This window comes from Notoacmeibacter marinus (genome assembly GCF_002238045.1).
In the GTDB taxonomy this organism is placed as follows: Bacteria; Pseudomonadota; Alphaproteobacteria; order Rhizobiales; family Rhizobiaceae; genus Notoacmeibacter; species Notoacmeibacter marinus.
Map to the genome: position 1 here is coordinate 479,790 of NZ_NBYO01000003.1, position 14,186 is coordinate 493,975.

10 protein-coding genes are annotated in these 14,186 nt (G+C 59.2%); 5 read left to right on the top strand and 5 right to left on the bottom strand.

What is annotated here, in order from left to right:
- Position 1 precedes the first annotated feature (1 nt).
- The 3 genes from B7H23_RS14655 (at position 2) to B7H23_RS14665 (ending at position 3,476) form a co-directional block, all read left to right on the top strand.
- Positions 2 to 1,108 carry a glycosyltransferase family 4 protein gene (locus tag B7H23_RS14655; protein ID WP_094078172.1) on the top strand — a complete coding sequence of 369 codons (1,107 nt, stop codon included), beginning with the start codon at positions 2 to 4 and terminating at the stop codon, positions 1,106 to 1,108.
- A gap of 68 nt (positions 1,109 to 1,176) precedes the next feature.
- Positions 1,177 to 2,256: a non-hydrolyzing UDP-N-acetylglucosamine 2-epimerase gene (wecB, locus tag B7H23_RS14660; protein ID WP_094078173.1), complete on the top strand. Its 1,080-nt coding sequence runs from the start codon at positions 1,177 to 1,179 to the stop codon at positions 2,254 to 2,256.
- Entirely contained in the window at positions 2,253 to 3,476 is a 1,224-nt protein-coding gene (locus B7H23_RS14665) for a glycosyltransferase family 4 protein (RefSeq protein WP_094078174.1), read from the top strand. The genes wecB and B7H23_RS14665 overlap by 4 nt, the downstream gene beginning before the upstream one ends.
- A 14-nt stretch (positions 3,477 to 3,490) precedes the next feature.
- On the opposite strand, the gene B7H23_RS14670 is transcribed toward B7H23_RS14665, so the two are convergent.
- Together B7H23_RS14670 and B7H23_RS14675 are read right to left on the bottom strand one after the other, a co-directional pair.
- On the bottom strand, positions 3,491 to 4,840 hold the full coding sequence (locus B7H23_RS14670) for a DUF2793 domain-containing protein (protein WP_094078175.1): 1,350 nt from the start codon (positions 4,838 to 4,840) through the stop codon (positions 3,491 to 3,493).
- Between the two features lie 272 nt (positions 4,841 to 5,112).
- Entirely contained in the window at positions 5,113 to 6,069 is a 957-nt protein-coding gene (locus B7H23_RS14675; protein ID WP_094078176.1) for a Gfo/Idh/MocA family oxidoreductase, read from the bottom strand.
- 443 nt (positions 6,070 to 6,512) lie between these two features.
- On the opposite strand from B7H23_RS14675, the gene B7H23_RS14680 reads away from it, so the two are divergent.
- Positions 6,513 to 7,784 (top strand): nucleotide sugar dehydrogenase, encoded by a 1,272-nt coding sequence (locus tag B7H23_RS14680; protein WP_094078177.1) that lies wholly within the window; start codon positions 6,513 to 6,515, stop codon positions 7,782 to 7,784.
- A 61-nt stretch (positions 7,785 to 7,845) separates the two neighbouring features.
- Here B7H23_RS14680 and B7H23_RS14685 read toward each other — a convergent pair whose 3' ends face one another.
- Together B7H23_RS14685 and B7H23_RS14690 are read right to left on the bottom strand one after the other, a co-directional pair.
- On the bottom strand, positions 7,846 to 9,150 hold the full coding sequence (locus B7H23_RS14685; RefSeq protein ID WP_094078178.1) for a UDP-glucose dehydrogenase family protein: 1,305 nt from the start codon (positions 9,148 to 9,150) through the stop codon (positions 7,846 to 7,848).
- A 142-nt stretch (positions 9,151 to 9,292) separates the two neighbouring features.
- Positions 9,293 to 10,315 (bottom strand): NAD-dependent epimerase, encoded by a 1,023-nt coding sequence (locus tag B7H23_RS14690; RefSeq protein WP_094078428.1) that lies wholly within the window; start codon positions 10,313 to 10,315, stop codon positions 9,293 to 9,295.
- 239 nt (positions 10,316 to 10,554) lie between these two features.
- Here B7H23_RS14690 and B7H23_RS14695 point away from each other — a divergent pair, with 239 nt between their 5' ends.
- On the top strand, positions 10,555 to 11,850 hold the full coding sequence (locus tag B7H23_RS14695; RefSeq protein WP_143534784.1) for an O-antigen ligase family protein: 1,296 nt from the start codon (positions 10,555 to 10,557) through the stop codon (positions 11,848 to 11,850).
- Here B7H23_RS14695 and B7H23_RS14700 read toward each other — a convergent pair.
- The gene (locus tag B7H23_RS14700; protein WP_094078180.1) at positions 11,817 to 14,057 is read right to left on the bottom strand and encodes an AGE family epimerase/isomerase; all 2,241 of its coding nucleotides are present in this window, start codon (positions 14,055 to 14,057) and stop codon (positions 11,817 to 11,819) included. The genes B7H23_RS14695 and B7H23_RS14700 overlap by 34 nt on opposite strands.
- Positions 14,058 to 14,186 lie beyond the last annotated feature (129 nt).

Consider the following 14,186-nt stretch of genomic DNA (forward strand, 5'->3'; position numbering starts at 1 on the left):
TATGAACATTCTTCACATCACTTCCGTTCACGCCCGCAACGATACGCGTATCTTCAACAAGATGTGCCAATCGCTTGCCGCTGACGGCGCGGAGGTCACGCTGATCATGGCCGACGGCTTGGGCGACGCGGTTGTCGGTGGCGTCGAGATCGTCGATGTCGGCGGCAGCGGCACTCGGGTCGACCGTATGATCAGAGCGGTCCGCCGGGTCGCGGGGGCGGCTGCGACGCGTTCGCCGGATATCATTCATTTCCACGATCCCGAATTCATCCAGATGATTCCGGCGCTCAGAAAAACGGGCGCGAAAATCGTCATGGACGCTCATGAGGATGTGGAGAAGCAGATCTTTTCCAAACCCTATCTGCACCCCGCCACCCGAAAACTCGTCTCGCTCGCCTACAGCCTGGTGGAACGTCGCATGATACGCCATGTGGATCTGGTCATCGGAGCGACTCCGGCAATTTCGGCCAAATTCGAAGGGCAAGGCCTGAGAACCGCGACCGTCAACAATTTTCCCATACTGGGCGAACTCGCCGTGCCAGACATCGACTGGACATTGAAGCAGCCCGTCGCCTGTTATGTCGGCGGGATGTCCGCCATTCGCGGCGCGTCGCAGGTGGGACAGGCTGCCGCGCTGCTGGAGCCGCCCATCACCATCGAGTTCGCAGGAGGCTTCGCACCGCCGGAACTGGGCGAAACGGTCGCAACGCTTGGCGGCGATCGGATAAAGCGGCTCGGTCATCTCGACAGGGAGCAGGTGCGCGACCTCATGGCGCGTTCGATGGCCGGCATCGTCACCTTTCTGCCCGCGCCCAATCATATGGACGCTCAACCCAACAAGATGTTCGAGTATATGAGCGCCGGGCTGCCGGTCATCGCCTCCGATTTTCCGCTGTGGCGGCAGATCATTGCCGAGGCCGATTGCGGTATTCTCGTCGACCCCATGGACCCGAAGGCGATCGCCGACGCCATCAACGCGCTCGTCAACGATCCGGAGCGCGCCGAACGGCTCGGCCGCAACGGCCAGCGAGCCGTCAGGGAGCGCTACAACTGGGCCAGCGAGTTCGCCACGCTGCAAAATGCCTATGAACGGCTCATAGCCGCCTGATTACCTTCGGGCCTTTCGAACGTTGCACTCGACGACTAGAAGCGGGTGGCCAGAAACAGGAGCGATTCATGAGCAAGACGGTGATGACCGTGATTGGCGCGCGGCCACAATTCATCAAGGCTGCCACGACCTCGCGCGCATTTCTGGGCACGGAAGGTATTGACGAGCGCATTGTCCATACCGGCCAGCACTACGATGACAATATGAGCGCGGTCTTCTTCGAAGAACTCGGCATTCCGGCGCCGCACCACCATCTCGGCATCGGTGGCGGCGGTCACGGTGCCATGACGGGCCGGATGCTGGAGGCGCTCGAACGCGTGATGCTGGATGAGCGGCCCGACCTGGTGTTGCTGTTCGGCGATACCAACTCGACGCTTGCCGGCGCGCTCGCCGCCGCCAAGCTGCACGTGCCGGTCGCCCATGTGGAGGCCGGCCTGCGCTCCTTCAACCGACGCATGCCCGAGGAAATCAACCGCATTCTGACCGACCATTGTTCGGCGCTGCTTTTTCCGCCCACGGCAACCGGCACTACCAATCTGAAAGCTGAGGGCATCGCGGGCGACAAGGTGATCGAGGTTGGCGACGTGATGTATGATGCAGCGCTCATGTTCGGCGAGCTGGTCGAACGGCGCGGCAGCGAACATCGCCCCAGTGGCGACTATGTTCTGGCCACCGTCCACCGCCAGGAGAACACCGACGATCCCGCGCGCCTGGACGCCATTATCGACGGGCTGGCGGAGGTTTCCGAACAGATTGCCGTGGTCCTGCCGCTGCATCCGCGCACCGCGGCCCGAATCGGCGCCGACCGCCGCGCCACCCTGCCAGAGAACTTTCGCGTTATCGATCCGGTCGGCTATCTGGACATGGTCGCCCTGCAAAAGGGCGCCTGCGTCATCGCGACCGATTCCGGCGGCGTGCAGAAGGAAGCCTTCTTCCATGGCGTGCCGGCCATCACGCTGCGCGACGAGACCGAATGGACCGAACTGATCGACAGCGGCTGGAACCGCCTGGTGACGCCGACCTCTTCCGCGGATGTCCGTGAGGCGATCCTCGCGATGCGGTGCCAGAAGGGCGAAGACATGCAGCCCTATGGCGACGGCGATGCCGCCGGAAAGATTGTCGCGGCCATCGAAAAGGCACTGGCATGAGCCGCATCTGGATCATCAATCAGTACGCCTCCATTCCCAAGACTGGCGTCGGTGGCCGCCACCGTCATCTGGCACGCGAACTGACCGGCCTAGGCCATGAGGTGACGGTCATCGCGGCGAGCTGGACACATCTTCATCCAGCGGAACTCGACCCCAAGACACTGCCCTTCAGCGAGCAGTTCGAAGGGTTTACCTTCGTCCATCTGCCCGTGCCGCCTTATGCCCATGCTCACGACAAGAAGCGCGTGCTCAACTGGCTGCGTTTTTCCGCCGCCCTGCCCGGCCTGCCGAAGCGGCTGAACGCCAAACCGGATATCGTCCTGGTATCCTCGCCGAGCCCCTTCGCCTATCTGGGCGCGGAAAGGCTGGCGCGCCGCGTCGGCGCAAAGCTGGTTTTCGAGGTGCGGGACATCTGGCCGCTTTCGCTGGTCCAGATCGGTAATTACAGCCCGCGTCACCCGATGATTCGCCTGATGCAGTGGATCGAGGATCGCGCCTATCGCAACAGCGATGCCGTCATCTCCAACCTGCCCGGCGCAGTGGAGCATATGATCGAACGCGGCATGGACCCCGGAAAGTTTGCCTGGATCCCCAACGGTTTTTCGAAGCGGGACGTTGAGGACCCGGAACCAGTTGACGGAGAGATCGAGGCGATGCTTCCGGCTGACAAGTTTATTGTCGGCTATGCGGGCACGGTCGGCGTGGCCAACGCCCTTGATACGCTTGTGGATGCCGCGACGCTGATGAGAGACCAGCCCGATATCCTATTTGCCATTATCGGCGAAGGGCGTGAAAAGCCAAAATTACAAGGGTTGGTAAAAGACCGGGGTCTATCAAACGTCACTTTTGTTCCACGGGTGCCGAAACGCCAGATCGCCACGGTTTTGCAGCGTCTCGCGGTGTGTTATTTCAGTCTTCTGCCGGATGAGGTTTTCAAGTTCGGGATCGCGTCCAACAAGTTTTTTGACTATCTCGTTGCCGCGAAACCTATTTTATACGCTGTCGATTCCGGGGTCTATCGACCGGTCGACGACTTCGATTGCGGCATTACGGTTCCACCGGTTTCACCTGAGGCGGTTGTACACGCGATTCTCGAACTTAAGAATTCCTCGAAAACCCGTCTCCAGGACATGGGCGCGAACGGGCGCGCAGCCGCCTATAACCACCATGAATACAGCCAAATCGCGCGCAAGCTCGATGCAACCCTTTCGAACCTCTGACGAAAGGACGCTCGCTATCGCCAGACTTCCAGGCTTGGCGTAACCAGGACGATCTGGCCGTCGCCCATAGCAGCATGGCCAGGCATGACGGTGGGCGCAGCCAACAGAAGCTCCGTGCCGGGCGTAGCATAGAAGCCGAACGCCGATGGGTGATAACCTGCAAAGCCGGATGCGTCTCTGTCGTACAGACGGGTCGCCTGACGCCAGCCATCCGACGGGGCGATCCGCGTCGTCGAGGCGACCTGCCAGCCGTCGATGAAGGTGCGGCCGAGGCTGTCGGCCAGAATGGCAGCGGATCCGGACAATACACGAATATGATAATTGACGGTCAATTGCGCAGGGATCGGCACGCTCGGCGACGTGACGACGAGGAAGTGTGATTGCGCGTCTGGCACAGCTATGGGTGCGGCAGTACCAGCGCCCGCAATAATGCGTAGCGTATGAAATTCGACACCATAGCGCCGCGCCGTGCCCGTTCGAAGCCCGCTCACCAGCGCTTCGATTTCGCCGTCGAGCACGCCCCCCGAACCGCCGAACGTCGCGTTGTTGTGGTGGAATTGCGGGCCCGTGGCGATCTGCGCACCATTGTAAGACGATATGTAGTTCGGTGCGACGAAGGACCCCGCATAAACCGACGTGGACTCAGGCGCACCACCGAAGCGGCCACCATCTTTCAGCAAGTTGAACGGCGCGGCGATCGGCGGCGTGGCCGGCAGTGCCACCCGGCCGGATTGACGGTCCACGACGATGGCCGGATGAAAGTCCGATCCATTCGCCGAGACTTTCATCTGAAGGTCGTCCTCTTCATTAAGCCCTATCTCCGCGCGTCCTGCGAAACCGGTCTGCAGAATAAGGCTCGCCGAATCGTTCTCCGACTTTCTGTTCAGCGCCACCCGGACGCTGCCATTGCCCGGCGTGACGTCGTCATGACTGAAGAGGACGGCATCGGACTTCACCGCCAGCCGGTTGGTCGCATCGGGATCGGTGTTGACGCCCAATTGCGGTGTCATCGTATGCCACCGGGACAACAAATTCACCCATTCGGCTCCATCGAACACAAGCAGGATAGCCTCATCGACGATATAGGCCAGCCAGCCCGGGCGCGGTTCGCAGAAGGACCAGCCACCGTCCTGCCAAGCCGCCAGTTCGCTATCATGTCCGTCCCAAGCGCCGAGAGCCTGCCCACCGACGATCCAGCAATCCCCATCCTGTGGGTCCAGAGACTGCGGATCCGCAACACTGCGGCTGCGCGGAGCAGCCTGTACCAGCATGTCGAGAAGCTTCAACGCTTCGTTCACCGTGACATGCTTCTGCGCCTGCTGCGGATAAAGATAGGGCAGCGCCAGGTTTGCTGTGGTCGACATGACTCAATCATCCTTGTTCGATGGCGGAGTCATTCTAACAGTTGCGTGAAGGTGGTGAATTTGAGTCGATCGTGGTGACGGCTCCTCCGACATCAAGTGATCGGGCGTTCGACTACGATAAAAAACGGATCGCGACGGCGATCGATCCGGGAGACATAGCGGAGCGTGGACCGCTATGCCCGCGGCTTTGAAGAACCCAAGAGGGAGCGGAGGAACGCCTTGCTACGCCGATGCGCGTCCATCCCCTCATTGCGTAGGCTCTTTTCCAGCCCTCAGCTCTTCTGCGCTGCCTCGGGCAAGTCGCCCGGCGTCACCGGCAACGTCCGGATAGCCGCAACCGTTTCGATCGAAGGGCGGGTTTCTGAGAGAGGGAACCCGTTCCCCTTGAGAATTTCCTGATATGACAATGTGTGCAGATCGGTGAAGCCTGCCGAAAATTCAATCTCGCTGCCATCGACAGTAATCGAGCGGAAAGTTCGCTGCCCTGCCTCTTTTTGTGCAGCCGGCAAATCGTCACTGTCGATTGAAAGGAACCAACGAACACGAGCGCGTTCATATTCAAGGTACCCCCCAGCCTTGGTTTCCTCGCGCAAATGAAGCCGGTTTTCCTGCAGGTCGCCGAAGACGAAATACAACATATCGAAGAAATGCACTCCGATATTCGTTGCTATGCCGCCGGATTTCTTGTCGTCGCCCTTCCAGCTGCGCAGATACCAATTGCCGCGTGACGTGATATAGGTCAGATCGACTTCATGCTTTGCGCTCTGATCTGCCGCTTTAACCCTGTCGCGCAATTCGATGATAGACGGATGAAGCCGCAATTGAAGGATCGTATTGATCTTGCGATCGGTCGACCGTTCGATCTCCTGCAGGCCGTCGATATTCCAAGGATTTAGTACGACCGGTTTTTCACAAATGGCATCGGCCTCGGAGCGCAGCGCAAATCGGATATGGCTGTCGTGTAGGTGATTTGGCGAACAGATCGAGACATAGTCGATATTCGGCCCGTTCGCGCGCCGCATCTTGTCGATATGGCGATCGAACCGTTCGAACTCAGTGAAGAAACGGGTATCGGGATAATAGCTATCGATCACACCGACAGAATCGTTTGGGTCGAGAGCCGCCATCAGGTTGCCGTCGACTTCACGGATCGCCTTCAGGTGACGTGGCGCGATATATCCCCCAAGTCCGATAAGAGCGAAATTGCGTTTGGTTTGATCGGTCTGCATTTGTCGCCATAACCTTCCAGCGTAAAAATTGATAAGATCGTACCTGTCGATTAGGACCTTGGAACTTCGTCAACATGATGAAATCACTTGCGTTGATAACATGGTTCCAGCATGACGCAATCACTGAAGGGCCATGATGGTACTGCTGCTCCAAGGCGGACCGTTCCAGTAAATATCCGGCCATCAAACTAACGTGATTTCCTCAACATCAGGCCGTGCTCTACAGCGGTTTAGAGCAGAATGTCCCGAGATCCTGTTCTTCAAACTTCATCATGCAGAAGTATGTAGCTTTATCGTATTCCGTTCATGGCGGACTCCCGGTATCAGGGCCGAGGTGTCCCGCTCCGTTTTTGGTGACGCATAAAAAGTCAGCTCTGTGTTTTGGCGATAAATCACAACGTGACGTTTTGCAGTGCCCACGGCACTAAGGAGATCGACCGAATATGAAGCTCGAGGGAAAAATCGCCATTATCGGTTTGGGCTATGTCGGCCTACCGTTGGCTGTCGCCTTTGGTGAAAAGCGACCAGTGATCGGTTTCGACATTCGTCAGCAGCGAATCGGTGAGCTTCGGGCGGGCAAGGACGCCACGCTCGAAACCACGGACGATGAGCTGGCTGCGGCAACGCAACTGACCTATACGAGCGATCCGGACGATCTGAGGGGATGCCAGACCTTCATCATCACCGTGCCGACGCCCGTAGACAACGCCAACCGGCCCGATCTGACCCCAGTGCGGATGGCATCACAAACGGTCGGAAGGCTTATCGGACCGGACTCGGTCGTTATCTACGAATCAACCGTTTTCCCCGGATGCACGGAAAATGTCTGCGTGCCTATCCTGGAGGCGGAAAGCGGCTTGAAGCACAACCGCGATTTTTATACCGGTTACTCGCCGGAACGCATCAATCCTGGCGACCGGACACACCGCCTGCAGACCATCGTCAAAGTCACGGCTGGCTCCACGCCCGATGTCGCCAAGGCAGTCGACGCGCTCTATGGCGAAATCATCGAGGCCGGAACCTATAAGGCTTCATCGATCGAGGTGGCCGAAGCCGCCAAAGTTATCGAAAACACACAGCGGGACGTCAACATCGCCCTGATGAACGAACTCTCGATCATCTTCGACAAACTCGATATCGACACGATGGAGGTTTTGAAAGCGGCCGGCACAAAGTGGAATTTCCTGCCGTTTCGACCGGGACTGGTCGGCGGACACTGTATCGGCGTGGATCCCTATTACCTCACCTACCGCGCCGAAGAGATCGGCTATCATCCGCAGGTCATCCTGGCCGGTCGACGCATCAATGACGGCATGGGCCGTGGCGTGGCCGACCGTGTCATGAAACTGATGATGAAGCGTGGCTTCCCTGTGGTAAACAGCCGCATTCTCGTTCTCGGCCTGGCGTTCAAGGAAAACTGCCCGGACCTCCGCAACAGCAAGGTGATCGATGTTATCGAAGCCCTTGCGGACTTCAATGCGAAACTTGATGTTCACGATCCGTGGGCGAACGCAGAGCAAGCCAATCACGAATATGGCGTCGATCTCGTCGAAGCGCCCGAAGAAGGCGTTTACGACGCCGTGATCCTGGCTGTTGGCCATCGCGAATATATCGATATGGGCGCCGAAAAGTTACGGACTTTCGGCAAGCCGGGCGCCGTTTTCTACGATGTCAAATCGGTCTTCGAGCGAAGCGAGAGCGACGGAAGACTTTAAAAGAAGCCTTACTGCGGTTATGGGTCAGGCGCGACCGCAGTTGGCGTGGGTCCACAAGCGGTCAGGGGCGGCCGAGCGAGTGATAAGTCAGCCCGAAGCTGCGCACCTCCTCTGGACGATAGATGTTACGCAGGTCAATCAGTATCTTGTCGGCAAGGCTGTCGCTCAGACGCTTCATGTCCAGTGCACGGAACTCGTTCCACTCCGTCAGAATCACCGCGAGGTCAGCGCCCCGCAACGTGTCGTAAGCGTCGTCGGCATAGGTTACATCCTCAAAATGCCGCCTGGCTTCGCCGATCGATTCCGGATCGAAAGCACGGATCGTAGCGCCCATCTTCTGCAGAGCGGGAATAATGGCGAGCGAAGGCGCATCGCGCATGTCATCGGTATTCGGTTTGAAGGCCAGACCGAGAACCGCAACCGTCTTGCCTTCCAGCGAACCGCCGGCAGCCCGCTTGATGCGCTCCGCCATCGACGCCTTCCTCCGATCGTTCGAAGCGATCACGGCATCGACGATGGTGACCGGCGTGCCTGCGTCACTCGCCGTCCGCGACAGGGCCAGCGTGTCCTTTGGAAAGCAGGAGCCGCCATAGCCGGGACTGGCGTGCAGAAACTTCGAGCCGATGCGGTTATCGAGACCGATGCCGCGTGAGACCTGCTGTACATCGGCGCCCATCGCCTCGCACAGATCGGCCATCTGATTGATGAAGCCGATCTTGGTCGCCAGAAAAGCGTTGGCGGCATACTTGATCAGTTCCGAGGTGCGACGGTCGGTCACGACCAGAGGCGTTTCGTTAAGGTAAAGAGGACGATAGAGTTCGCGCATGACTTTCTCTGCGCGTTCAGATGTAACGCCGACGACCACGCGGTCGGGCCGTTTGAAGTCCTCGATCGCTGCGCCTTCCCTCAGAAATTCCGGATTGGATACCACGTCGAAATCGGCATCCGGGTTGGATCGCGCGATGATCGCCTCGACCTCGTCACCGGTCCCGACCGGCACGGTCGATTTCGTGACGACGACCGTCGGGCCGTTCAAATGGCGCGCCAGTTCTTCGGCGGCTGCGTAGACATAGGTGAGATCGGCATAGCCGTCGCCACGGCGGCTGGGCGTGCCAACGGCGATGAAAACGACATCGGCTTCGGCGACCGGGTCCGCCAGTTCGGTCGTGAACGACAGCCGGCCGGCCTCGACATTGCTTTCGACGAGGCGGTCGAGTCCGGGCTCGTAAATCGGCATGACGCCATTGTTGAGCTTTTCGACGCGCTCGGCGTTCTTGTCGACGCAGACCACTTCATGGCCGAAATCGGCAAAGCAGGTTCCCGAGACCAGGCCGACATAGCCCACTCCGATCATGACGACGCGCATACCAAATCCCTCTTCACTTCAGTTTGCGGGCAAATGACGAAAAATCATGGCTGGGGCAACTGATGCGTTGCTGCGTAGCTTAGCCGCGATATGGCGAAAGCGAATGATGGACATACGACGCTTCTCGACATTTCGACATCCATTACACTTCGTAATAAGCGCGGTACCAGTCCATAAAGCGCCCGACACCCTCTTTCACCGGCGTTGCCGGGCGATAGTCGACCGCCTCGGAAAGGCGGCCGGTATCGGCATAGGTGTCCGGCACGTCGCCCGGCTGAAGCGGCAGCAAATCCAGTTTTGCCTTGATACCCAGGGCCTCTTCGATCGCCTCGATATAGGCGAGAAGTTTGACAGGCGATCCATTACCGATGTTGAAGACACGGAACGGAGCATTCGATGTCGCAGGATCGGGATCGTGTGCATTCCATTGAGGGTCGGGCGCCGCCGGGCGGTCGTTCGCGCGAATGATCCCTTCGACGATATCGTCCACGAAGGTGAAGTCGCGGCTGTGATGACCGTGGTTGAAGACCGGGATCGGTTCGCCCGCCAGAATCTTCCTGGTGAACAGGAAGAGCGCCATGTCCGGCCGGCCCCACGGCCCGTAAACGGTGAAGAAACGCAGCCCGGTGGTCGGTAGCCGATAAAGATGGCTATAGGCATGCGCCATCAACTCATTGGCCCGCTTCGTGGCCGCGTAAAACTGCAGCGGATGATCGACGCCATGCTGTTCCGAAAACGGCATGTTCTGATTGGCGCCGTAAACCGATGAGGTGGACGCATAAGTCAGATGCTCCACATCGAACCGCCGGCATCCTTCCAGAATATTGGTGAACCCTGTCAGATTGCTTTCGACGTAGGCGTGCGGGTTCTCCAGGCTGTAGCGGACGCCTGCCTGGGCCGCGAGGTTGATCACGCGGTCCGGCCGGTGCTCTTCGAATGCTTCGGTCAGCCTTGGCAGATCGGCCAGATTGGCGCGAATGAAGCTGTAACCGGCATTGGTGCTTCGCGCTTTTTCGGCGAGCAGTTCCAGCCGCCGCTCCTTCAGTTCGACATCGTAATAGTCGTTGACGACGTCGAAGCCGATGACGCTGTCGCCCCGCTCCAGCAGCCGCATCGCAGTATGAAAGCCGATAAAGCCTGCCGTTCCCGTTACCAGAACCTTCACGTCGCACACTCCATCATAGCGGTGCGGCCATGCGGTTCGGCGCCATTGGGCAGCGTTGCCAGGCACTGGCGCAGGCCGGTTCATCATCCATATCGGAACGCCCTACCAGCATCGCCGACATCGCGCCACAGTCCGGCAGGCCGACTTCACCGAAAACAGGACCAAGGCGTGGATGCCGGACAAATCTTCCTTAACCCGACGACGCTAATGTCGTGGAAATCAAGGAACTCAGTGCGCCCATGTCCAGCCAAAGTTGCGGTTTCGAAAGACCAGCCGCTTTCAGCCCGGCAAATCTTCATGCTTACCTGATCTGCTTCGTTCTGGCCGCCCTGCCGCTTCTGTTCAGCTATCGGTTCTGGCCGGGACACGATCCGGTCTCCGATCCAAATAACGAGCAATTCGTTCTCATCCTTTTTATACAAATCTGCGCGATCATTCTTTCCGGCGTCCTGCGCACCCCTCCCCGGCATTGGGACATCAGGTCGATCTTTTTCCTGTCGCTCGTTCCGATTGCGATCCAGGCGGGGCATACCGTCGTTCAAGCCGATATGATGGCCGTATCGAGCCTTTTGCGCTGGATGGTCCTCATCGCGTTCGGCACGTCCATCTATATCGGGATCCGCGACCGGCACCTGATCCTCTCGAACGATATGGCTGCGATGGCCGTGGCTGGCGCAGCGCTGGCCTATGCCACGCTTTTCGTGCTGATCTATGCCGACCAACAGGAACGCGACCGCCTCGAATCGATTGTGATCGGCTTTACCAATATCCGCTATACCGGCTACTTCGTTGCACCCGCTATTGCGATCCTTCTGGCGTTTACGACGCGTTTCGCCACCCTCGATCGTCGGTCGCTGGTCGCTCTCGGCTTCGCTGCGTTTTTATGCGCATTTACCTTTTATACCGGTACGCGCAGTTCAGTTTTGAGCGTGACCGCGACAATCCTTGCCCTGGCTCTGTTTTCTCCCCGCTTTCGTCTCTGGCGCCTACTGCCCGCCTTCCTTGTCGCCGGTGTGATCGGCTATGCCCTCGCCAGCATTGCGCCACCGCCGGCCGATTCGAGCTTTATGATCTCATCGCGACTTCATAAAATGGATTCCGGTCGTCTACAGATCTGGCTCATGCTTTTGCAGCACTGGACGACCGCCCCTCTATTCGGTTTTGGCGAAATCGATATCGGCCCGATGATCGGCGGCTTCGTCGCCCAGGCCCATAACAGCGTCGTGCAAAACCTGATTAGCGTCGGCCTGGTCGGCAGCTTAGCGATCTGGCCACTGGTCGCCATTCTGTTCTGGCGAATGCTGCAATCCCTGCGAAGCGAAGAGCGGTCGGATGTGCCGCTCATGGCAGGCATCACCTGCATGTTCGCCCATTCCATGCTTGATGGTTCGCTTTTCTTTTCCTACCCGCTCGCGCTCTGCGCATTGATGATCGCAACGTTCCTCGCGCATCGGCCCACAACGCCAAATTCAACCGCAACCGAGGCTTCCGCGCAGGACGATCAAGCGTCGGGCCTGGCTTTCGGCCCAAGATAAAGCATCAGCGCGGATAATAAGTGGTAGAAGATCGATGCCGGCACGTCCTGCGCGATGGGCTGTCCCTTCTCGCTGATCGTATCCACCCACATGCCCCGCGGCGCCGGATCGAGATGCCATCGGAAAAGCCGGGCGACCCTGTCCTCGATTTCCGGCCGCATATCCGGCGGACCGCTTTCATCGAGCGCGATCGCCGCCTTGATAATCTCGGTCTGCGGCCATGAACGGGAATTGCGATCGAACGGCACCCCGTGCCGGCTGACGGCGTTGTAGGCAAGTCCCGTCCAGCGATTCAGACCGTAGGCCGAGCCGGTCGCGTAGAGCCGGCGCGCCATCTCGCGCAGATCGTGCTGACCGGACGCATTGGCGAACTGGATCAACAGCCAGCTCCATTCGAAATGATGGCCAGGTTCGGTCCAAAGCCCCTGATCGCCATCGACGGGCTGCCAATCGTCGTCGAAATATTCGCCGAGCGTCCAGCTTTCCTTATCGAAGAAAGCGTTGCGAAACAGGTCCACAATGCGGCTCGCCCGACGCAAATAAGTGCGTTCCCCGGTCGCTTCATACCAAGCCAGCAACGCTTCGAGCATATGCATGTGCGGATTTGAGCGGCGTACGCGCTTGCCACCCGGCTCCTCCAGAAAGCCGCGCAACGAGTTATCTTCCAGATAAGTATCGACAAAGGCGAACGTTTCCTGACCGAGCGCGAAAGCGTCGGGATGGCCGCAGCGATGCGCATGAGCCAAAGCGAACAGAACGAAGGCGGTGTCGTAGAAATCCTCGGTCGGATCGACCACCGTGCCATCGGGCGCCAGAACGGCGCACCAACCGCCGCGATCCGTGCGCCCCCTCTTCATGAAGGCAATTCCGTGATCGATCAGGTCGGCCGCGGGCCCGTCCCATCCCTCTCCATGCGCAACGCAGAAAGCGTAGGTCTGCCGTGCCATGGTGCGCATGCGCTTGTTCTTGCCGGTCGGTTCTCCATCGAAAGTCAGACTTTCGTGGAAACCACCGTGCCGGCGATCGACCCCCTGATGTGACCAAAGCGGCAGCGTTTCCTCAAAAAGCCACTGCCGAACCCGACGGCGATGCGCGCCCGCTTCGATCACCCTGTCCGGTGTCGGCGTAAAGCGCGCCTCCAGACGGCCCGATCGCTCCAGTTCGGAGACCACCGTCTTGACGTTCTGGCTTTCACTGACAGGCGCCACGAAGATCGCATCGGCAGTCGCAATCACCGCCGTATCCTTCAAACCAACGGCCGAAACGAGGCGGCCCTGGCTTCGCAGATAACAATGATCGCAATCGATGGCGATGACGTCGCCGGCAACGACATTGCCCCGGTCATCGGTTGCCGCGACATCAAGCAAAGCGCTCCAGGAACCCAGATCGTTCCAGCGGAAGCCGGCTTCGACGAGCGCAATGCGATCGAACCGTTCCATGATCGCGTAATCGATCGAATCGTCTTCGATCGTCTCGTAAATCTCCTCCGGCAGGTAGAGCGCGCCATCCTGCGCACGGCGACGGCCATAAGCCCGGGCGACATCCGCCCACATTTTCGGCCGATGGGTCTCGAATGCTTCACGCATTACCGAGGCGCGAAACAGAAAGATGCCGGCGTTCCAGAAGAAATTGCCGTTCGCCAGATAGGTCTTCGCGGTTGCCTCGTCCGGCTTTTCCACGAACCGCTTGACGTTGCGGGCAGCGCCCGTTCCGAAGTCGCCGACCTCGATGTAGCCGAAGCCTGTCTCCGGCGCGGTCGGGCGAATGCCGAAAACGACGATCTGCCCGCTTTCGGCGGCATCTACCCCGTCCTCGACCGTCTGCCAGAACTGTTCGGTGGTTTCGATAACATGATCGGACGGCATGACGAGGCACAGTCCATCCTCTTCGCCATCAAGCACAATCTGTGCGGCCAGCGCGACGGCCGGGGCCGTATTGCGGCCAACCGGTTCGAAAACGGCCTGACCGCCGCGAAGATCGACCGCAGCCAGTTCGTCGGCGACACGCGCTGCATGACGTTCACTGCCAATCAGATAGACCGAGGAGGAGCCGGCGGTGCGCGCAAGGCTACGGCGGACTGTGCTCATCAGCATCGAGCCATTGCCTGCAAGATCGTGAAACTGTTTGGGATTGTCCTCCCGGGAGAGCGGCCACAGACGCGAACCGATGCCTCCGCTCATCACGAAACAGGCGATTGGCGCATTCATGTCAGGATCAGTCCTTTCGGCATCGGAGCCTTTCCGGATGGCTCCCTCCACCCAGTCCCTCGGTCAAGCGTCGAATCATCGCCGCCGCAGCATCATCTTAGTCGCATCGGAAAAATCGCGCACGGCACG

Bases quoted from the DNA above. Each gene is read 5' to 3' on its own strand.
- B7H23_RS14655 (WP_094078172.1), top strand. From the start codon at position 2: ATGAACATTCTTCACATCACTTCCGTTCACGCCCGCAACGATACGCGT.
- wecB (WP_094078173.1), top strand. From the start codon at position 1,177: ATGAGCAAGACGGTGATGACCGTGATTGGCGCGCGGCCACAATTCATC.
- B7H23_RS14665 (WP_094078174.1), top strand. From the start codon at position 2,253: ATGAGCCGCATCTGGATCATCAATCAGTACGCCTCCATTCCCAAGACT.
- B7H23_RS14670 (WP_094078175.1), bottom strand. From the start codon at position 4,840: ATGTCGACCACAGCAAACCTGGCGCTGCCCTATCTTTATCCGCAGCAG.
- B7H23_RS14675 (WP_094078176.1), bottom strand. From the start codon at position 6,069: ATGCAGACCGATCAAACCAAACGCAATTTCGCTCTTATCGGACTTGGG.
- B7H23_RS14680 (WP_094078177.1), top strand. From the start codon at position 6,513: ATGAAGCTCGAGGGAAAAATCGCCATTATCGGTTTGGGCTATGTCGGC.
- B7H23_RS14685 (WP_094078178.1), bottom strand. From the start codon at position 9,150: ATGCGCGTCGTCATGATCGGAGTGGGCTATGTCGGCCTGGTCTCGGGA.
- B7H23_RS14695 (WP_143534784.1), top strand. From the start codon at position 10,555: ATGTCCAGCCAAAGTTGCGGTTTCGAAAGACCAGCCGCTTTCAGCCCG.
- B7H23_RS14700 (WP_094078180.1), bottom strand. From the start codon at position 14,057: ATGAATGCGCCAATCGCCTGTTTCGTGATGAGCGGAGGCATCGGTTCG.